Genomic DNA, 19,094 nt, shown 5'->3' with positions numbered 1-19,094 from the left:
AGTTGTTAGCACTGCGCCTCTTACACCCCACACTGCGCGGCGGCTAACGTCCGCCCATGACCCCCACACTGCAACAGCTGCGCTACCTCGTCGCCGTCGCGGACTGCCGCTCCATCACAGCCGCGGCGAGCTCCGTCTATGTCGCCCAGCCCGCCCTCTCCCGCTCCATCCAGGCCCTGGAACGCGAAGTGGGCGTAGAACTCCTGGACCGCAGGGGCCGCGGGGCGACCCTCACCCCCGAGGGCGCCCGTGTCGTACGCCTGGCTCGCACAGTCCTCGACGCGGTGGCGGCGATCGAGAACATCGGACCGGGCGTGGCTCGCTGATCCGGTACCGGGACATGGTGTTACCGGCCTCCTTCAGATCGCGGGGACGGCGTCCGGTTCCACAGGCCAGGTGACGGCGCCGTCTCCCGGCAATCGGCGCGTCCCCCGCCGGTCGGCCGTACGGCACCCGCACGTCGCACACCCTGGGCAGCCTGGTGACGCGCGTACGTCCTGGCGGTGTGTGAGGGAGCGGAGACCAACCGAGGCCATGTCCACCCCCCACGCAAACCCCCTTCGGGGGCTGCCACTGAGGCAGATCGCCTGCCTGATGCCGATCGCCGCCGTCGCCCTCTGGGCAGCCCGGCACTGGCCTCTCATCACGGCCGGCGGCAGCGAACTCCTCTCGGCCAACCAGCGCTGGCTGCTGGTGGCGGCCACACTCACCGTGCTCGGCTGGGTCGCAGTCTCCTTCACCCGGCAGGGAGCGACCGTCGAACCGCTCCCCGCCGTACGGCTCTTCGTGACGCAGTTCGCCGCGGGAGCCGCCAACCACCTCCTCCCGGCGGGCCTCGGCGCGGGCGCGGTCAATCTGCGTTTTCTCCAGCGCCGCGGGCTCCCGCTGTCGCGGTGCTCCGCCGCTCTGGCCCTGCACATGCTCGCGGCGAGCACAGGGCGCATCGCTCTGCTGCTCGCGCTGCTCGCCGTCTCTCCGAACGCGCTGCGACTGGACAGCCTCATGCCGGACGCGGCAGGCCCGCTGCTGCTGCTCGTTGTGGGATGCCCGGTGTGCGTGGTGGCGGTGGCACTCGGTACGGCACGGCGGCTGCGCAGAGCCATCCGCGCGTTCGCCGACACCGCGCTGAGCGACGCGCGCTCGGTGCACAGCAGGCCCACGAGAGTGCTGGCCCTGTGGGGCGGTGCGCTGGCCTATCCCACGATTCAGGCCGCGGTACTGGTCGCCGTGGCGATGGCACTGGAGGTGTCGGTGCCGATGGTCCACATCGGGATCGCCTACCTTGCCGGGAGCACCCTGGCCTCTGCCGTACCGACCCCCGGCGGCATCGGCTCGGTGGACGCGGCCCTCGTCATCGCCCTGGTCACCACCGGGGTTTCGATCGCCATGGCCACTTCCGTGGTCCTCGGCTACCGCATCATCACGGTGTGGCTGCCGCTGGTTCCCGGCGCCTTGGTGCTCGGTGTCCTGGTCCGCTCGAAGGTGATCTGAGACCGGCCCACCGCCACGATCGGGTTCATGAGTGCGCCAAAGCGCATTCACAACTCGTCCACGCCGTCCCCTGAATCGTCCCTCGCCCTCGCCGTGGCCGTCGCTCCTCGCCGTCGTCCTCGCCCTCCCGGGAACCGCTCGGGAACCGCTCGTGACGGAAGTGTGTCTGCCATGGGGAGAGCGGGTGGGCTATCCTGCCGCGGCACGTAGGGGGCGGGGATGAACGCATGGTCGGTGCCCGGGTACACAGAGTCCCGGGAGTTGGGTTCCGGTGGCAGCGGGCGGGTCGTTCTGGCCGTCCATGAGGCCACCGGAACCCCCGTAGCCATCAAGTACCTGAGCGAGAGGCTGCGGTCGGACTCCGCTTTCGTCCAGGAGTTCCGGGCGGAGGCACGTCTGCTCGGTGACTTGGATTCGCCGTATGTGGTGGGGCTGTACGAGTACGTCGAGGCGCCGCAGGGCGCCGCCATCGTGATGGAACTGGTCGACGGCATGGCCCTGCGCGCGCTGTTGCTACGGGAAGGCGCCACCGGCCCGGAGGCGGCCCTGGTGGTGCTCAAGGGCTCGCTGCTGGGGCTGGCAGCGGCCCACCGCAGGGGTGTGGTCCACCGCGACTACAAGCCGGAGAACGTCCTGGTCGCGGCGGACGGCTCCTCCAAGCTCGTCGACTTCGGCATCGCCGCGGGCCGCGGCAGCACGCCGGGCGTGGCCGGTACTCCCGCGTACATGGCCCCCGAGCAGTGGAACGGGGCGCCCGCTTCCCCCGCGGCCGACGTCTATGCCGCGACCGCGACGTTCTACGAATGCCTGACCGGCCACAAGCCGTTCTCCGGCGAGAACTTCGCCGAGCTGGCCCTCCAGCACATCGAAGCACCGGTTCCCGAGGAGGAGACCCCCGAGCCGGTACGCCCGCTGATCAGGCGCGGAATGGCGAAGGAGCCGCAGGAACGGCCCGAGAACGCGGAAGCGTTCGTCGCGGAGCTGGAAGAGATCGCCGGGGCCGCCTACGGCCCGGACTGGGAGGAGCGGGGCCAGCGCAGACTCGCCGCGCTGGCCGCCCTCCTGCCGTTGCTCTTTCCCTCGGCGGCGGGCCATGCCTCGGGGACCACCGCGCTGGCCACGACGGCACTGGGCGGTGGCTGGGGCGGCAGCTGGAAACCGGGCCTGCGGGGAGTGCTGACGGGCGTCGCCGCGCTGGTGGTGGCCGTGATGGTCGCCGTCGCCGCGGGAGCGAGGGGGGACGACCCCCGGCAGACGACCGCTCAGTCCCTCGCCACCACCAGCGCGGTACCGAGTGCCATCACCTCGCCCGACGGCGGGCCCACTTCGGCAAGCCCGTCGCCGACCGGCAGCGCCTCTCCCGGCAACTCCCCCTCTCCTTCGTCCGCTTCTCCATCCGCCGGCGCCACAACGGCGCCGAGCACGCCGTCAGCCGCTCCTTCGTCCCCGACGCCGTCGTCCGCCGCGTCCACCGAAACCAGCCCGTCCACTCCCACTGTCTCTCCCGTGAGCGTGAAGTCGGTCTCCGTGTCGAGCCTGAGGCAGACGAGTGCGAACGGTGGCTCCGCGTCCATCGACGTCGCGACGGACGGCACCGGTCCGGTGACCGTCGTCATCGCGTGGTTCACCGGCGACGCCGCGGGCGAACTGGGAGCGCAGGACGGCTCGCAGGCCTTCGAGCGCAGCGGCGCGACGCAGTACACGATCACCCTGGACCACACCTTCCAGGGGAAGGGCTGCTACTGGGGTGTACGGGCCACGACGAACCCGGCGGCTGCGAACGGCAGTTCCTCGCAGCAGATCCTGACGCGGCGGTGCACCATCCGATGAACGATCCACGGATTCCATCCGGCCCCATTCGCGACGAGGCCGAAAGTGACGAGTACAGCGCGACCGCGCTGGGCAGTCACTGGTTCGAACTGCCCGCCCCGGAGCCCGCGACGCACGGAGTCACTCGGGTCCAGGGCGAACAGCCGACGAGCGTCGCCCCCGACCGCGTGGAGGGCGAGATCCTCCGCTTCGGCCCCGGAGTGACCGCCGCCGTCCACCGGCGCAGCCCCGGCAACACCACCGCGGCGCTGTGGCACGGCACACTGCCCGGCCGGCCCGCCGGGCCGCAGCCCCCCGACCGCCGCCGCGGAGGGCTGCGCCGGTACGCCCTGGCCGGAACCGTACTGCTGGCCGTGCTGGCCTTCCTCGCCTGGCAGCGCTACGGACCCGGCCTGGCCGTGGACGAGGTGTCGGTCCACACCTCGGCGGAGGGACCCGGGTGCGAGGGCACGGCGGACGTCGTGGGCGTCGTGGAGACCGACGGACGGCCCGGCACCGTCACGTATCGCTGGGTACGCAGCGACGGCACCGAATCGGAGCTGCTGCGGGAGAAAATGAAGCGCGGCCAGAAACTGGCCCGGCTGCATCTGCTGTGGACGTTCCACGGCCGGGGCGAGTACCGGGCCGGCGCGGAACTGCGGATCATCTCGCCGACCCGGCACATCGCCACCACGCACTTCATGTACCGGTGCGCCTGATTCTCCGTCGCACGACAGCGCCAGCCTCGCCGCGCACTTCACCGTCTGGAACACCCCGTTCGCCGACTCAGCGCTCGCGCTGCGCACACGGGCCGGCCCGGAGCTGAGTCCGACCCCGGCGCATGGTCTATATGCGGCCCTCGCCCATCCGGACATCGGCGGCGCCCGGCAGTACGCCCACGACGCCGAGGTGGGATCCCTCAGCCTTCGGACGAACCGTCAACCGGCTTACGGACATCCACCCCGGCGTCCTCGACCGGGGCCTCGGTCGAAGCCGGGTCCAGGATGCGCATGAGGAAGTTCCTGGTCCGCTCGTGCTGCGGATCACCCACGACCTGCGCGGCCGGGCCGTGCTCCACGATGACGCCGCCGTCCATGAACACGACGCGGTCGGCCACCTCCCTGGCGAAGCTCATCTCGTGCGTGACGACCATCATCGTCATGCCCTCGGCGGCCAGCAGCCGCATCACGGAGAGCACTTCGCCCACCAGCTCGGGGTCGAGCGCGGAGGTCGGCTCGTCGAAGAGCATCACCTCGGGGCCCATCACCAGCGCCCGCGCGATCGCCACCCGCTGCTGCTGCCCGCCGGACAACTGCGCCGGATAGGCGTCCGCCTTGTCGGCGAGACCGACGCGCACCAGGTTCTCCCGGGCGACGGCCGCGGCGCGCGCCTTGCTCCGGCGCAGAACCCGGCGCTGGGGCAGCGTGAGGTTCTCGGTCACATTCAGGTGCGGGAACAGGTTGAACTGCTGGAAGACCATGCCGATACGGCGGCGAACCGCGTCGATGTCCACGTCGAGGTCGGTGACTTCCGTGCCGCCGACGAAGACCTGGCCCGATGTCGGCTCCTCCAGGAGGTTCACGCAGCGCAGCAGCGTCGACTTGCCCGAGCCCGAAGGACCGATGACGCACACCACCTCGCCCCGGGCGATGTCCAGGTCGATGCCGCGCAGCACCTCGTTGTCCCCGAACGACTTGTGCAGCCCCCGGATCTCGATCTCCGGGCGGTCCGTGCCCATGCTGTCCACCGTCTCCGTCTTCCGTGACATCTCGTCCTCACCTGGCCTTGTCGGCGCGGGCCTCGAGGCGGCGCACCACGAGGCTCAGCGGCACGGTCACGATGAGGTAGCAAAGCCCGGCGACCAGGATCGGGGTTGAGTTGGCGGTCTGACTGGCCAGGTCCCTGCCGAACTTTGTCAGCTCCCGCTCCTCGAGGGTGACGCCGAGGAACAGCACCAGCGAGGAGTCCTTGAAGAGCAGGACGAGCTCGTTGGTGAGCGGCGGGATCACAATGCGCAACGCCTGCGGGATGATCACCGACACCATGGCCCGGGCGTGCGAGAAGCCCAGTGACCGGGCCGCCTCCATCTGCCCCTTGGGCACCGCCTGGATGCCCGCCCTGATCGTCTCCGCCATATAGGCGGCGGCGACCAGTCCGAGACCGAGCGCGACCTTGCCGTACGTACCGCCGGGGATCTGCGTGCCGGGGAACGCCAGCGGCACCGCCACACCCACGAAGATGAAGATCAACAGGGCGGGCAGGCCGCGGAAGAACTCGATGTAGACGCTGGCGACCCACCGGTAGGGGGCGACCGACGACAGCCGCATCAACGCGATGATCAGACCGAGCACCAGACCGAAGACGAACCCCGACATCGTGTACACCACCGTGTTGCGCAGGGCGATGGTGATGATGTCCGGGAAGAGTTCCTTGGCGAGGTCCTTCTGCGCGAACTGGTTCTGCAGACGGTCCCAGTCGGCCAGGAAGCCGATCAGGATCAGCGCCGCGACGAATACGGCGTACTGGATGCCCTGCGAGACGCGGCGCCGCTGGCGCCTGGTCAGCCGAGAGGTCACGACTTGCCCTGCGGCAGCGGGCCGATCCACTGCTCGTAGAGCTTCTTGTACGTGCCGTCCGCGCGCGCGTCCTCGATCGCCTTGTTGATCGCGGCGAGGAGCTTGGTGTTGCCCTTCTTCACCGAGAAGCCGTACTGCTCACCGGTCTCGACGTTCTGGCCGAGGACGAATTCGGCGGCGTTCGCCTTGTCCTTGAGCCAGCCCTGCACGACGGGGTAGTCGATGACGACGGCATCGACCTGGCCGGTGCGCAGCCCGTTGAGCACCGCGTCCGAGCTCTCGAACGCGACCGGGTCGAAGCCCTGCGACTTGGCGTAGCTCTCGCCGGTGGTCTCCGCCTGCGCGCCGAGCTTCTTCTTCTTGGCCTTGACGTCCGCCAGGGACGTCACGCCGCTCTTCTTCGTCGCCAGCACAGCCTGCGTGGCGTCGAAGTACGGGACGGAGAAGTCGACGTTCTTCTTGCGCTCGTCCGTGATCGTCATACCGGCGGCGGCAAGATCGCACGCGCCGGAATTCAGGAAGGCGCCGGTCTTGAAGTTCTCGAACGGTGTGTCCAGGACCTTCTGCTCGACCTTGAGGTTCTTCGCCACCAGATCGATCAGGGACACGTCGAAGCCGACGACCTTGCCCTTCTGCTCGAACTGGAACGGCGGGTAGGGCAGGTGGGTGCAGGTGGTCAGCTTGCCCTTGGCCACCACGGGCACGCCACCCGCCGCCTCACCCGGTCCGTCGTCGCCGGAGGAACAGCCGACGGCAAGGAACATCCCGGCGGCCACGGCACCGGCAGTGGCACGGGCCCGGATGCTGGTGCGGTGACTGCGGTGTCCGCTGGCCGTCCTGAACACGGTTGACCTCCATGGTTGTGCGCTGTGGGCGCTCGGCTCGACGCGATCGTTCGTCGGAGATCGTAAGGCACTCGGGTGCGGGGTGACGAAGTCGTCCACGATGCGTGCACTGCCCTGACCGGCGGCGGATGCACCGCTACGGGATCGGGATGACCAGTTCGGGGCGGTCCCACATGACAGCGGGCGGATTCGCGATCACTGTGCCGATCGGCTTCGCGCCGACGCTGCGGTAGAAGCCCTCGGCCGGCGGGTGCGAGACGATGCGCACGGTGGTGAGCCCGGCGTCCCTCGCCTCGCCGGTCATGTGCGCGACGAGCCGGCGGCCGATGCCGAGTCCCTGGGCGCCGTCGGCGACGAACATCAGGTCCAGCTCCGGCGGGGAGAGGATCAGGGCGTAGAAACCGAGCACCCGCTCGTCCTCGCCGACGGCCAGGAAGACATGGTGTGCCTCGATGTAGTCAGGGCCCACCCGGTATCCGGCGATCATCGGGGCGTACTGCCCCGCGTAGGCGCGGGACCTGCGTACGAGTCCGGTGAGCCGCTTCGCGTCACGGGCGGTGGCGCGCCTGATCCGCACGGCCTCCCCCCGCACGCCGACGCCAGTGCCCGTCACATACGAAGTCATGTAGAGAGTATTACCTGCCAGAGCCGCAGCCGGGCCGCGCGCTCATGAACGACGCTCTCCCGGCCAAGCCCCCGCGCGGTCTGCTCCTCCGGGCCCGGGATTGTTTACAGGACAACCACCCCTTAAGTTAGGGCAGCCTAACCTAAAAAGAGGGGGACAGATTGAGCACTCGGATCTACCGGGACGCCTGGGGGATCCCGCACCTGCGGGCTGACAGCGCGGACGAACTCGTCTTCAGCCAGGGGCACAACGCCGCAGTGGACCGGGCATGGCAGCTCGAGGTCGACCGTCACCGGTCACAGGGGACGACGGCCTCCTTCCTCGGCGAGGACGCAGTCGGCTGGGACCGCTTCGCCCGCCAGTCGAGGCTGGAGGACACCGCCCGGCGCTGCTTTCGCAGCCTCGACACCGACACGGCCTCATGGATCAGGAAGTACGTCGACGGGGTCAACGCGGGTCTCGCCGACGGGGCCCGGCGGGCACCGGAGTTCGCGGCGGCCGGGCTCGCCCCCGGCCGATGGAAGCCCTGGACGCCGCTCGGGATCTGGCTCGCGACGCACATCCTGTTCGCGGGGTTCCCCACCAAGCTGTGGCGCGAGGAGGTCGCCCACGCGCTCGGCGACGGCGCGATCGAGTTGTTCGCCACCGACGGGACCGGCACATCGGGGAGCAACGGCTGGCTCGTCGCCGCCGAGCGCACGGTCGGCGGCGCACCGATCGTCGCGGGCGACCCGCACCGGTTCATCGAGGATCCGGGGATCTACCAGCAGATCCATCTGGCCTGCCCGGAGTTCGACGTGGTGGGGCTGGCCGTGCCGGGCGTCCCCGGAATCGCGCATTTCGGGCACACCGGGACGGTGGCCTGGGCGATCACGAATGCGATGGCCGACTACCAGGACCTCTACCGGGAACGGCTCCGAAGACGGGGCACGGAGGTAGAGGCGCTCGGCCCGAAGGGCTGGCGGCCCGCCTCCGTGCACACCGAGACCATTGAAGTGGCGAGCGCCGGCCCGGTCGAGATCGAAGTGATCGAGACCGAGCGCGGGCCGGTCGTCATCGGCGGCCCCGACGACGCGGTGGCGATCAGTCTCCGCGTTCCGCCACGGGTGAGCGGGGAACTCGGCTTCAGCGCGCTGCCCGCGCTGCTGCGGGCGCGGACCGTCGCCGATGTGGACCGGGCTTTCGACGGGTGGGCGGAGCCCGTCAATGTCGTCCAGGCAGCGGACAGCCGGGGCGGACTGCTGCACCGTGTCGCGGGCCGGGTGCCGTTGCGGCACGGGGAGAACCGGCTGCGCATCGTGCCGGCCTGGGACGCGGCGTACGAGTGGCGCGGCTGGCACGAAACGCTGCCCCGCGAGCCGGTCGAAGGCATAGCGGTGATGGCGAACCAGAGAGGGATTGCCGCTCCCCTCGGCGTCGAGTTCGCGCCCCCGCACCGGGCCGAGCGCATACGGACCCTGCTGGACGCGTCGGGCGCCTGGTCCGCGAAGGCCATCACGGCCCTCCATATGGACACTCAACTGGCTTCCGCCAAGACCCTGTTGGAGCTGCTCGCCGGGCTCGACGGGCTGAGCGCGGACGCCGCGGGGCTCCAGCACCGGCTGCTGAGCTGGGACCGGCGGATGGACGCGGCCAGCACGGACGCTGCCGCTTACGCCGAACTGAGGTCGGCGGTCGTGCGCCGGGTCGCGGCTCATCCGGCGCTTGAGGCGCTCTCGGAACGGGTCGGGTCCGCGCCGTATCCGCAGCTGTTCCGGCCGTGGCTGTCCCTCGTCCCACGGGTCGCCTTCGCGTTGGAGGCGCTGCTCGAAAGCGAGGCGCTGCCCGGTGTGGACCCCGCGGAGGTGGTGCGGGCCGCCGTCGAGGAAGTGGCCGCCGCCGTCCGTACGCCGACGGCCTGGGGTGAGCGGCACCGGCTCGCGCCATGGCGGGCGCTGCCCGGCGCGACGCAGGAGGTGTGGCCCGGGCTGTCCGGCGACCACGACTGCGTGCTGTCGACGTCGAGCGTGCCGGGCATCACCGACCACAGCATGCGGGGCCCGGCGGCGCGCTATGTCTGGGACCTGGCGCGGCGCGACGACAGCCTCTGGGTGGTCCCGTTCGGCGCGTCCGGGGTGCCCGGCGACGCCCACCACCGCGACCAGCTCCCGCTGTGGCTGCGCGGCGAACTCGCACCCGTCATCACCGACTGGAACCGACTCACCGAGGAGAGCCATGCCTTCTGAATCCCCCGCCCGGCCGCGCGAGGCCGTCTACGAGCAGACCGTCGACGGCTTCGGGACGGTCCGCATCGTCCCGCTGGACCCCGCCGCGGACCTCGACCTGATCCACCGCTGGGTCACCGAGGAACGCGCCCGGTTCTGGGGCATGCTCGGCCACAGCCGCGAGCAGGTCCGTGAGACATACGAGTATCTGGACTCGCTCACCACCCACCACGCCTTTCTGGCCCAGCGGGACGGCGAGCCGGTCGCGCTCTTCCAGACGTACGAACCGGCCGCCGATCCGGTCGGCGACTGCTACGAGGTGCGGCCCGGCGACTTCGGCCTCCATCTGCTGATCGGCCCCGCGTGCGGCGCCATGGAGCGTGGCTTCACCGGCGGACTCCTCAAAGTCCTCATCGCCTACGCCCTGGCCGATCCGGGGCACCAGCGGATCGTGGTCGAGCCGGACGCCCGCAACGTGAAGGCCATCGAGCGCATGGTCCGGGCCGGTTTCGAGCTCGGCCCTGAGATCGACAAACCTGAGAAGCGGGCACGGCTGGCCTTCCTCAGCCGCGACAGGGTGGAACGCCGCGGCTGAGCCCGACGCGTGCCGCCCGCCCTCGGGGTCGGCAGGCCCGCGGCTCCTGGTGCTACTCGGTGCTGATCAGCGTCCCCTGGTGGAAGTACAGCCGCCAGCCTTCCGCCGTTCTGCGCCACAGGGAGCTCCGCCGGGCCAGCCGACCGCTCTCGTCCGACACATAGGTCACCTGGACGAGGCCGGGAGCGAGCAGCTTCCCGGACAGCTCACTGATGCCGGTGGCGGTCACCCGCTCGATGGGAGAGGGGGCGATGGCGGACAGGATCGTCGTACGGTCGTAGCGCGCGCCCGATGCCCCGAACTCGAAGAACTCCGGGTCCAGCAGCTCGGAGACCATGTGGGGCAAGGCCCGCACCGCGGGGTCCAGGAGCCGCAGTTCCCCCTCGACGGCGGCATCGACCGACCGCTCCTCGTCGTCGTTCATGGCGGGAGCCTATGCCCCTGGGCGGTCCGCCGCCCGTAAGGACGGGGACCGCGGGACGAGGGTCCGCGCGACGTAAGACTTTCGTCATCAGGCTCGACGGTGCCGATCGCCTCGCCCTGCCGTTGAATTGGGACCAGGCCGGACCCGGGACAGGCCGGGTCGGCGGCCGGTGGACGTCAGGAGACGACGGTGGGGCGCGTACAGAGGTGGCTGGGCAGACCGTGGGGTGTGGCGGCACTGATCGTTGGACTGGCGGTGGCCGGCGTGGGGCTGTTCTGGTTCCAGCCGTGGAAGCTCTGGGTGGACGAGACCGTCAAGGACGCCCTCCCCGCAGCGACCGCGACCCCGGATGCTGCCGAGCCCGCGGCCGGGGAGCCAACGCCCGCGGCCTCGGGGCCGCGGACGCTGGCTTCCGGCGAGTTGATCAGCCATGAGCACCGGACGAGCGGCTCGGTGAAGGTCCTGGAACTGGCGGACGGGACGCGCACCCTCCGGCTGGAGAACCTCGATACGAGCAACGGCCCCGATCTGCGCGTATGGATCACCGATGCCCCGGTGAAGGAGGGCACGGCGGGCTGGCGTGTCTTCGACGACGGAAAGTTCGTCAGCCTGGGCAAACTCAAGGGGAACAAGGGCGACCAGAACTACGCGCTGCCCGCAGACCTCGATCTGAAGCGGTACACCAGCGTCAGCATCTGGTGCGACCGATTCGACGTCTCCTTCGGCGCCGCGTCACTCGCCCGCGCCTGACCCTGCTCGACGGACAACTCGGTGGGCCGCGCCGCGCGGTCCAGACTCTCGGCCTCACCCGCAACTCATCGCCGTGGCCCACCCGTTCGCCCAGCCGCCGCCCTCCGGGCGGCCTGTGGCATATACCGGCGGCACCACCGTATCGAGTGTTGCCAAATCCCTTACGGGCCGTCGCACCCTGTGCAACAGTCATTACTGGTCCAGTGTAGAAACTTGGCTGTGCCCGCGCCTGTATCGGAGTACGACATGCCGTCCCATGTGTTCGCGGACCGTCCCGCCCAACAGCCGCCCGAGCGCGGCACCGTCGACGCCCTGATCACCCGCACGCGTCGGCTGCGCGGCGACGTGGACGCCGTGCGCCGGGACGCAGCCACGGACGACGAGTACGACCCGCAGGGGCGATGGCAGCGGGCGCTCTGCGACCTGGCGGTCCATCATCTGGACGATCTCGGCGCGCACTTGGGCCAGCTCAAGGAAGGTCTGCCGGACGGTACCCTCGGCGTCTTCGAGGACGAGCTCGCCGCATACGAGGCGGACAGCGCACAGAGCACGGGGTCACTGCTCAGCCGGGTCGGCAGCGCGGAGTGGAATCTGCTCACCGACGAGGTGAGTTGGTCCGACGAGCTCTACCAGATCCTTGGGCGCTCCGCGCAGAGCGGCCCCATGTCCCTCGACGAACTGCCCTCCATCGTATTCGCGGAAGATCAGGCGCTGCTCACCGCGCTGGTCACGGACTGTCTGGTCGACGGGCGCCCCATTGACGGCGAGTTCCGCATGGTGCGAGCCGACGGCCGGGTCCGTACGGTCCACATGATGGGCGAGCCGGTGCTCGACTGCGACGGATCCACCGCTTCCATGTGGGCGGTCCTGCGGGACGTCAGCGAACTGCGCCGTACCCAGCGGGCGGTGCGAGAGAGCCGTGACTCACTGGAGCGCAGGCAGCACTTCGCCCAGACGGAGCGCCGGGTCGCGGTCGAGTTGCAGGAAGCCGTCCTTCCGCCGTGGCGGGGCTCCTTGCAGTTCCCGCTCGGCGGGCCCGCCGTGCTGGACGTCGCCGCGCACTACCTGCCCTCCACGAACAGCGCGCTGATCGGTGGGGATTGGTACGATGCGCTTCAACTGCCCAGTGGCGACTCACTGTTGAGCGTCGGAGACCTCACCGGGCACGGAGTTACGGCGACATCCGCGATGGCGATGCTGCTGGGTGCGCTGCGCGGGATGGCCGTGGCCGGCATCAGCCCGGGACAGCTCATGGCGCATCTCAACGAGCTGCTGGAAACCTCGGCGCAGCCCGCGCTCGGCAGTGCGGTGTGCTGCCGCTACAGCCCGGAGAGTCAGACTCTGACCTGGGCGCAGGCGGGACACCCCGCCCCGCTGCTGTTCCGCAACGGGACGGGGAGTGCGCTGACGCCGCCCGACGGGGTGCTGCTGGGCGCGACGTCCGGCGCGGCCTATGAGCAGGCCGAGTTGCGGCTGCTCCCCGGCGATCTGCTTGTCCTGCACACCGACGGGCTGACGCGTACGAGCGCCGCCGAGGTGGGCAGCACGGACCGACTGCTTGCGCTGGCGCCGCGATTCGCCGAGGCCCGCAGCGCGCAGGAGTGCGTGCGGACGGTCGTCGAGGAATGCGGTGAGGACGACCGCGAGGACGACGCCTGTGTGATGGTCGCGAGGATCCGTTCGTAGGTCCTCGTGAGTCTGGGCAGTACTGAATGAATCCCGGAACAGTCCGGGGAACCCGGGCTAGATCTCGGCGCTCCTCGACCTCCTCGAGGGGCTGTTGGGCAGAGCCAGCTGGATCTCCTCGCGCAGATCCTGGATCTTTGGGTATTCCGCGTAGTGACCGGTCAGCCGGTACATCTCACGCAGCCTGTCCCACGTCCGGTGCGAGGAGGTCTCCCCCATCGAGACGAGCGCCAACCGGGCGTAGCGGTCGGCCTGTTCGGGGTCGTCCGCGATGAAGCACGCCGATGCCAGTGAGATGTAGTCGAAGATCTTCGAGCGTTGCCGGCCGCCCTCGCGCAGCTCCAGCGCCTGTCTGGCGTGGTTCTGAGCGGTGGCGGCTGCCGTCGGATCGTGGTCGGCGAGGGTGCGGTACGCCAGTGCCTCCATGCCGTGCAGATCCGCCTCGTCGAACATCTGCATCCAGCTCGGCGGCGGCACATCGCCCTTGTCGGAGACGAACAGGTCCTCGGCCTCGCCGAGGGTGCGGCGCATGGCCTGGCCGCGCCCCATGGATGCCTGGGCCCAGGCCTCGATGGTGTACAGCATCGCCTGGGTGCGCGGCAGGGTCTGTTCACCCGAGCCGGACTTGGCGAGCTTCATCAGGTCCAGGGCGTCGTCGGGACGGCCCAGGTGGACCATCTGCCGGGCGGCGCGGGAGAGGGCTTCTCCGGCGCGCGGGCGGTCGCCGCCCTCGCGTGCCGCGTGGGCGGCGATGACGAAGTACTTCTGGGCTGTTGGTTCGAGGCCGACGTCGTGGGACATCCAGCCCGCGAGTACGGCGAGGTTGGCGGCGACGCCCCACAGGCGGCGCTGGAGATGGTCGGGGTGGCGGTAGGCGAGCATGCCGCCCACCTCGTTGAGCTGCCCCACAACGGCCTTGCGCTGGAGCCCGCCGCCGCGGGCGGCGTCCCAGGCGCGGAACACTTCGACGGAACGCTCCAGTGCCTCGATCTCCTGCGACCCGATGGGGGCGGCCTCATAGCGGTCGAACCCAGCGGCGTCGGCGTGCAGGGGATTGTCGATACGGGGAGCGTCGTGGGCTAGTGCGGGGTCGGTGTGCAGCCAGTCGTGCATGGCGCTGCTGAGTGCGGAGCCTGCGGCGAGCGCGGCGCCCGCGCCCACCAAGCCGCGTCGGTTGAGCATGAGGTCCATTCCCGTGAATTCGGTGAGGACCGCCGCCGTCCGTTCGGGCGCCCACGGAAGGCCGTCAGGATTGTCTGCTCCCTGGACGTCCCGCCGCTTCCCCGCTCGCCCGATCCGTACGAACCCGAGGTCCTCGATGGTCACGACACGACCGAGTCGCTCGGTGAACAGAGCTGCCAGCACTCGCGGCACGGGATCGCGCGGGGTCTCCCCCATGTCGATCCAACGCCGTACGCGCGAGGTGTCGGTCGCCAGCTGCGGGTGGCCCATGGCCGCCGCCTGCCGGTTCACGAGTCTCGCGAGTTCCCCCTTGGACCAGCCGGCCAGGCCGAACAGGTCACAGAGGCGGGTGTTGGGTTCTCCGGTCACGTCAAGCCCCCAGGTTCTCGGCTGAGTTGACAGTAACCCCCTGTCAGATGCGTGGCGACTATTCGCCAGGGTTCGCCAGGGTGCGCCAGATGGTGTGCCACCCGCGGCCGGGTGTGACGTAGGAACGCGCCACCTCGGCCCGGCAGCCGGACGCATTCCCCAGGGTGCGGACCGGCTGCCGGGACGGGGCCGCGTATGCAACTTGTCGGCACGCGAAGGGATCTGTCGCCCCTATGTACACAGCATCGTCCTCCGTGTCCGCGCCGCATCGGCCGCAGCGCTCCGCCACCCCGGCCGGCTCCGGACCGTATCTCGACCCCGCTCACGCCGGTCGGGCTCGTCGGCCGGCGGGGACGGTCGGCCAACCCCTCAGCGGAAGAATCGACTTGTCCGGGCCTCAGGGCGCGCAGCTGCGTATGGCCGTCGCGTCGGTGCATCGCATCTGTCCGGAGTTCAACCCGGTGCAGGTGCTGCGCCGCAGCGGACGCTCCGTACTGCTCATCGGCACAACGGGACGTACTACAGCGGTCGCCAAGTGCTTACTGGACCACTCGCCCGCCTGGGCGGAACGGCTCCGCCACGAAATAGCTGCTTATCGCGCCTTCGTCCGGCACCGCCCACCAGTGCGGGTCCCGCGGCTGATCGCCGCGGATCCCGAAAACTGCACGCTGGTGATCGAGCGGATGCCGGGCCGGGCGGCGGCCCTTGCACGGCACCCGGCCGAGGCTCCGCCCCGTGCCGATGTTCGGGCCGCCCTCGGCGCGATCGCCCGGCTCAACTCCTGGCGGCCACCGGCCGGGATGTTCGACGCGCCGCTGGACTACGCCTCGCGGATCTCCCGCTATCACGAGCTGGGTCTGTTCACCGACCGTGACCTCGGGGATCTGCAGAAGCTGCTGCACGGTCTGGCGCACGCGGGCGGCAGGCAGGGCATGGGGCAGTTCTGTCACGGCGATGCGCTGCTCTCCAACATCCTGCTGTCGCCGACCGGTCCTGTGCTGGTCGACTGGGAGCACGCGGGCTGGTATCTGCCGGGCTATGACCTGGCGACGCTGTGGGCGGTGCTGGGTGAGGCGCCGGTGGCGCGCCGGCAGATCAGTCAGCTGGCGCAGCAGGCGGGAACGGCGGCGCGGGACGCGTTCCTGGTGAATCTGATGCTGGTGCTGACCCGGGAGATCCGTACCTACGAGACGGCTGTGCAGCGGACGATGCGGGAGGCGCCCCCTGCGGGCAGCAGCCAGCCCGCGTCCGGCGGACTGTCGGCCGGTGAGGAACAGCGGCTGCTGCTGAGGCGGCTGCACGACGACTGCGCACTGGCCCGGCGGGCCGTGCGTGCGGCGGTCGGCACTCGCTGACCGTCCGCCACAGAGGGGGAAGCGCGCCGCGCGCCCAGTGCCGACACACTGGGCGCGCGGCGCGCTGTGGTGCGCAGGCGGGTTATGAGGTTCGATCGCGCCGAGGCCGGCGCTTCGGCCGACGGCCGTCCGCCGCGCAGGCTCCGACTGTGCACCCGTGAGCACGTGGTGGCCGGGTTGAACCTGGGCGCGGCGCACAGCCGGGTGGTGGATCGCGGACTGCCCGGAGTCCGTACTGCGCCGTGTGGAGCGCACGCCCCACACGCTTCTGAGGGAGAGGGCCGGGAGCCGGGCACGCCGAGCTCCATCGGCGGGGGTGCGCGGATCGAGCGGAGCCGCACGGGCGAGAACGCGGCGGCGCTCAGCGCCGGGGATCCTCGCGGTCGAACACGCCTGTCCCCCGCCCGGGTGGACCGGCAGCCGGCGCGGGCCGCGTCGTAAGCCACCGGTCGGCCGGGATCGCCCGATCGTTGCCGAGACGCCGTCAACATCCGTTGCCCATAGGTTTATTGGTCCATGCCACTGACGCACCGCAGGCCCGCGAGCCCTCACCCCGAAACTCCGCCGCACCGGTGCTGACGTGCGAAATTCCCACTGCTGACGCTGATTGACGGATCGTCCGGGAGCCGATACCCCTGTAGTCGTGTCCGGCCCCGCGGGCCCCGTCGCGCACCACCCTTCCCTGGAGGCTGCCTTGCAAGGATCCGCCCCCGTACGACCGAAGCGCGCCCGTCGGCGCACGGTGAGGGCAGGGGGCGCGGTGGTGGCGTCGGCCGCTCTCCTGCTGCCACTGGTCTCAGCCGGTCCGTCCGCCACCGCCGAACAGCTCTCGTCCGGCTCGCTGCAGCGCGACTTCGCCGCCGCCGCGGCCCAGTACCGAGTACCGCAGAGCGTGCTGCTCGGCGTCTCCTATCTCCAGTCGCGCTGGGACGCTCATGCGGGCTCGGCGAGCGTCACCGGCGGCTACGGGCCGATGCATCTCACCGACGCCAGGACCGCTCTCGCCGAGGCGCCGCACCATTCGCACGGCATCGAGGACGCGCGCGGCGATGACGCGCGTCCGGCGCGGAACACCGCCGAGGCCGAGCTGCCCGAACCGTCCGCACTCCCCCGACGGCTGCGGACACTGGACCGGGCGGCCGAACTGTCCGGCTACTCCGCCGAGCAGCTGCGCGACAACCCTGCCGCCAATGTGCACGGCGGCGCCGCCCTGCTCGCCAACGCGCAGCGGAAGCTCGGCCGGCCGTTGAGCGAGGATCCGGCGGACTGGTACGGCGCGGTGGCGCGCTTCTCCGGGGCCGACGACACGGCGACCGCAACGACGTACGCCAACGATGTCTTCGACGTGATCCGCACGGGCGAATCGCGCATCACGGACAGCGGCCAGCGAGTCGCGCTCGCGGGTGACCCGGCCGTGGCTCCCGACCCGGCGCTAGGGCCTGTATCGAAAGTGGATCTTGGATGTGAGATGATCTTGATTCGTGGCGCGTGGAGATCTGACGGACGAGCAATGGGCCGTGCTGGAGCTGCTGTTACCAAAGGGCAAGAAGCCCGGCCGGCCACCGATATGGACCCGGCGGCAGCTGATCGACGGCATACGGTTCCGGGTTCGTACCGGCATCCCGTGGCGGGACATGCCCGCCGAGTACGGGCCGTGGGGCCGGGCGTACGACCTGTTCCGCCGCTGGCAGCGCAACGGCACCTGGCAGCGCATCTTCACCGACCTCCAGGCCCGGGCCGATGCCAAGGACCTGATCACCTGGGACCTCAACGTCGACTCCACCGTCTGCCGGGCCCACCAGCACGCCGCCGGAGCGAGGAAAAGGGGGACCTGCAGAAGGAGCCGCCCGGCGGTGTCGCAGTCGAGCCCGACGACCACGGCCTCGGTCGCTCGCGCGGCGGCCTGACCACCAAGCTGCACCTCGCCATCGAGCAGGGGCAAAAGCCCATGTCCATCGTGATCACCGCCGGGCAGCGCGGGGACTCCCCGCAATTCGAGGTTGTCCTGGGCCGCATCAGGGTGCCCCGGCTGGGGTCCGGCAGACCGCGCACCCGGCCGAGGCGGGTGCGCGCCGATAAGGCGTACGCCTCCCGGAAGAACCGCGCCTACCTGCGCAGACGTGGCATTCGCTGCACCATCCCGGACAAGGCCGACCAGGCCCGCAACCGAAGGAAACGCGGCTCCCGCGGCGGCCGTCCGCCGAAGTTCGACCCGGAGGACTACAAGGCTCGGCACGCGGTCGAGTGCGGCATTAATCGCCTCAAAAGGCACCGTGCCGTGGCCACGAGGTACGACAAGCTCGCGGTCCGCTACGAGGCAACCGTACTGGTAGCGGCCATCAACGAGTGGCTGTGACCAGCACATCTGACGCCATGCCCTCTCCGAGGCGGCCAGCAGCTGATGAACCGCTCGCCCAAGCCTGAGTGCTACGGCGTCTGACGGGGGATGCCTGTCAACGCCGGTAATGTCAGGAAGACGTCAGGCAGAAGGGGTGGCCAGCCGGATCCAGGAGCACCCGCCAGCGTCCGTCGCCGGGCTGATGGTCCGGTTTGGCCGCGCCGAGTTCCAGGGCCAGCTCTTCCATCGCATCGAGGTCGTCAGCGCGGAAATCCAGGTGGAACTGTTGTGGCACGTCCTGACCCGGCCACTGCGGAGCCCGGTATCCGTCAACCCTCTGGAATCCCAGATCACAGCCGGAGTCGTCCGTCAGAGCGACGAACTCGTCCGTACTGAAGAGTTCGCGCATCCCGGTCAGTGCACCGTAGAAGTCCGCCAGCGTCTGCGGGTCGGCACAGTCCAGAGTCACCCCTCGCAGTACGGCGCCTGGCACCATTCGCTCCTTCGCGTCCGCGCGTCTGTCTCCGTGAGCCGCCGCTGCATGCGATCACCGGCCACAGCCACACCGTACTCGCCACATCCACCGCTGAAGTAGCGGTTTACCCCTGCCTCAGAGCAACGGGCGGCTGTGACCGGCGCTTTCGATACAGGCCCTAGGTCGCACTGGCCGCCATCGGCGGGCTCCTCGTGTACCGCCAGATCCAGGCGGATCGCGCCGAGCAGGATCTGTGGACGGAGGCGACCGACTCCGTGCCCGCAGGTTCGGGTGTGTGAGACGCAGCAGTCTTGGTACGAAGCCCCGGTCGCTGAAGCGGCCGGGGCTTCCTGCTGTCCGCGGCCTGCCT

General features: G+C 70.3%; 19 protein-coding genes. 11 read left to right on the top strand and 8 right to left on the bottom strand.

Annotated elements, in window-relative coordinates:
* The first annotated feature begins 56 nt into the window (after positions 1-56).
* The 4 genes from J7E87_RS03845 (at position 57) to J7E87_RS03830 (ending at position 4,019) form a co-directional block, all read left to right on the top strand.
* Positions 57-326, top strand: coding sequence for a LysR family transcriptional regulator (locus tag J7E87_RS03845; protein ID WP_215089863.1), 270 nt, complete (start codon positions 57-59; stop codon positions 324-326).
* A 208-nt stretch (positions 327-534) separates the two neighbouring features.
* Positions 535-1,491 carry a lysylphosphatidylglycerol synthase domain-containing protein gene (locus tag J7E87_RS03840; protein WP_215089861.1) on the top strand — a complete coding sequence of 319 codons (957 nt, stop codon included), beginning with the start codon at positions 535-537 and terminating at the stop codon, positions 1,489-1,491.
* A gap of 219 nt (positions 1,492-1,710) precedes the next feature.
* The gene (locus tag J7E87_RS03835; RefSeq protein ID WP_215089859.1) at positions 1,711-3,321 is read left to right on the top strand and encodes a serine/threonine-protein kinase; all 1,611 of its coding nucleotides are present in this window, start codon (positions 1,711-1,713) and stop codon (positions 3,319-3,321) included.
* Positions 3,318-4,019: a hypothetical protein gene (locus J7E87_RS03830; protein ID WP_215089857.1), complete on the top strand. Its 702-nt coding sequence runs from the start codon at positions 3,318-3,320 to the stop codon at positions 4,017-4,019. Before J7E87_RS03835 ends, J7E87_RS03830 begins: the two co-directional genes overlap by 4 nt.
* Positions 4,020-4,219: 200 nt before the next feature.
* Here J7E87_RS03830 and J7E87_RS03825 read toward each other — a convergent pair whose 3' ends face one another.
* The 4 genes from J7E87_RS03825 to J7E87_RS03810 all read right to left on the bottom strand — a co-directional run bounded on the left by J7E87_RS03825 (position 4,220) and on the right by J7E87_RS03810 (position 7,346).
* Positions 4,220-5,068: an amino acid ABC transporter ATP-binding protein gene (locus J7E87_RS03825; RefSeq protein ID WP_374195132.1), complete on the bottom strand. Its 849-nt coding sequence runs from the start codon at positions 5,066-5,068 to the stop codon at positions 4,220-4,222.
* 7 nt (positions 5,069-5,075) lie between these two features.
* Entirely contained in the window at positions 5,076-5,876 is an 801-nt protein-coding gene (locus J7E87_RS03820) for an amino acid ABC transporter permease (protein WP_308312839.1), read from the bottom strand.
* Positions 5,873-6,640 carry an ABC transporter substrate-binding protein gene (locus tag J7E87_RS03815; RefSeq protein WP_215090010.1) on the bottom strand — a complete coding sequence of 256 codons (768 nt, stop codon included), beginning with the start codon at positions 6,638-6,640 and terminating at the stop codon, positions 5,873-5,875. The genes J7E87_RS03820 and J7E87_RS03815 overlap by 4 nt, the downstream gene beginning before the upstream one ends.
* A gap of 217 nt (positions 6,641-6,857) precedes the next feature.
* Entirely contained in the window at positions 6,858-7,346 is a 489-nt protein-coding gene (locus J7E87_RS03810; RefSeq protein WP_215089853.1) for a GNAT family N-acetyltransferase, read from the bottom strand.
* A gap of 161 nt (positions 7,347-7,507) precedes the next feature.
* Between J7E87_RS03810 and J7E87_RS03805 the strand changes: the two genes are divergently transcribed.
* Both J7E87_RS03805 and J7E87_RS03800 read left to right on the top strand, forming a co-directional pair.
* Positions 7,508-9,571 (top strand): penicillin acylase family protein, encoded by a 2,064-nt coding sequence (locus J7E87_RS03805; protein ID WP_215089851.1) that lies wholly within the window; start codon positions 7,508-7,510, stop codon positions 9,569-9,571.
* On the top strand, positions 9,561-10,145 hold the full coding sequence (locus tag J7E87_RS03800) for a GNAT family N-acetyltransferase (RefSeq protein WP_215089849.1): 585 nt from the start codon (positions 9,561-9,563) through the stop codon (positions 10,143-10,145). Before J7E87_RS03805 ends, J7E87_RS03800 begins: the two co-directional genes overlap by 11 nt.
* Before the next feature lie 52 nt (positions 10,146-10,197).
* On the opposite strand, the gene J7E87_RS03795 is transcribed toward J7E87_RS03800, so the two are convergent.
* Positions 10,198-10,569, bottom strand: a complete 372-nt coding sequence (locus J7E87_RS03795) for a DUF4440 domain-containing protein (RefSeq protein ID WP_215089847.1) — start codon at positions 10,567-10,569, stop codon at positions 10,198-10,200.
* Positions 10,570-10,758: 189 nt separating this feature from the next.
* Here J7E87_RS03795 and J7E87_RS03790 point away from each other — a divergent pair, with 189 nt between their 5' ends.
* Complete coding sequence (locus J7E87_RS03790; RefSeq protein ID WP_215089846.1) at positions 10,759-11,319, top strand: DM13 domain-containing protein; 561 nt, start codon at positions 10,759-10,761, stop codon at positions 11,317-11,319.
* A 246-nt stretch (positions 11,320-11,565) separates the two neighbouring features.
* Positions 11,566-13,005, top strand: coding sequence for a PP2C family protein-serine/threonine phosphatase (locus J7E87_RS03785; RefSeq protein ID WP_215090007.1), 1,440 nt, complete (start codon positions 11,566-11,568; stop codon positions 13,003-13,005).
* 57 nt (positions 13,006-13,062) lie between these two features.
* Here J7E87_RS03785 and J7E87_RS03780 read toward each other — a convergent pair whose 3' ends face one another.
* Positions 13,063-14,556 carry a hypothetical protein gene (locus J7E87_RS03780; RefSeq protein WP_215089845.1) on the bottom strand — a complete coding sequence of 498 codons (1,494 nt, stop codon included), beginning with the start codon at positions 14,554-14,556 and terminating at the stop codon, positions 13,063-13,065.
* Positions 14,557-14,789: 233 nt separating this feature from the next.
* Here J7E87_RS03780 and J7E87_RS03775 point away from each other — a divergent pair, with 233 nt between their 5' ends.
* Complete coding sequence (locus tag J7E87_RS03775; protein ID WP_215089844.1) at positions 14,790-15,911, top strand: aminoglycoside phosphotransferase family protein; 1,122 nt, start codon at positions 14,790-14,792, stop codon at positions 15,909-15,911.
* Between the two features lie 796 nt (positions 15,912-16,707).
* Here J7E87_RS03775 and J7E87_RS34790 read toward each other — a convergent pair.
* Positions 16,708-17,109 (bottom strand): hypothetical protein, encoded by a 402-nt coding sequence (locus tag J7E87_RS34790; RefSeq protein ID WP_251016926.1) that lies wholly within the window; start codon positions 17,107-17,109, stop codon positions 16,708-16,710.
* Between the two features lie 283 nt (positions 17,110-17,392).
* On the opposite strand from J7E87_RS34790, the gene J7E87_RS03765 reads away from it, so the two are divergent.
* Positions 17,393-18,267, top strand: a protein-coding gene (locus tag J7E87_RS03765; protein ID WP_374195130.1) for an IS5 family transposase whose coding sequence is annotated in 2 segments (ribosomal slippage) — positions 17,393-17,750 and positions 17,750-18,267 — 876 coding nt in all. Because the reading frame shifts where the segments join, the coding sequence is not laid out codon by codon here.
* A 112-nt stretch (positions 18,268-18,379) separates the two neighbouring features.
* On the opposite strand, the gene J7E87_RS03760 is transcribed toward J7E87_RS03765, so the two are convergent.
* Positions 18,380-18,727: a VOC family protein gene (locus J7E87_RS03760; RefSeq protein WP_155350410.1), complete on the bottom strand. Its 348-nt coding sequence runs from the start codon at positions 18,725-18,727 to the stop codon at positions 18,380-18,382.
* A 185-nt stretch (positions 18,728-18,912) separates the two neighbouring features.
* Between J7E87_RS03760 and J7E87_RS03755 the strand changes: the two genes are divergently transcribed.
* Positions 18,913-19,023, top strand: coding sequence for a DLW-39 family protein (locus J7E87_RS03755; RefSeq protein ID WP_215090005.1), 111 nt, complete (start codon positions 18,913-18,915; stop codon positions 19,021-19,023).
* Positions 19,024-19,094: the final 71 nt, after the last annotated feature.

The sequence above is a fragment of the Streptomyces sp. ISL-1 genome (assembly GCF_018614585.1).
Lineage (GTDB): Bacteria > Actinomycetota > Actinomycetes > Streptomycetales > Streptomycetaceae > Streptomyces > Streptomyces maoxianensis.
The sequence above is the reverse complement of the archived record's forward strand: the minus strand, read 5'-3'. Positions and strand labels throughout refer to the sequence as shown.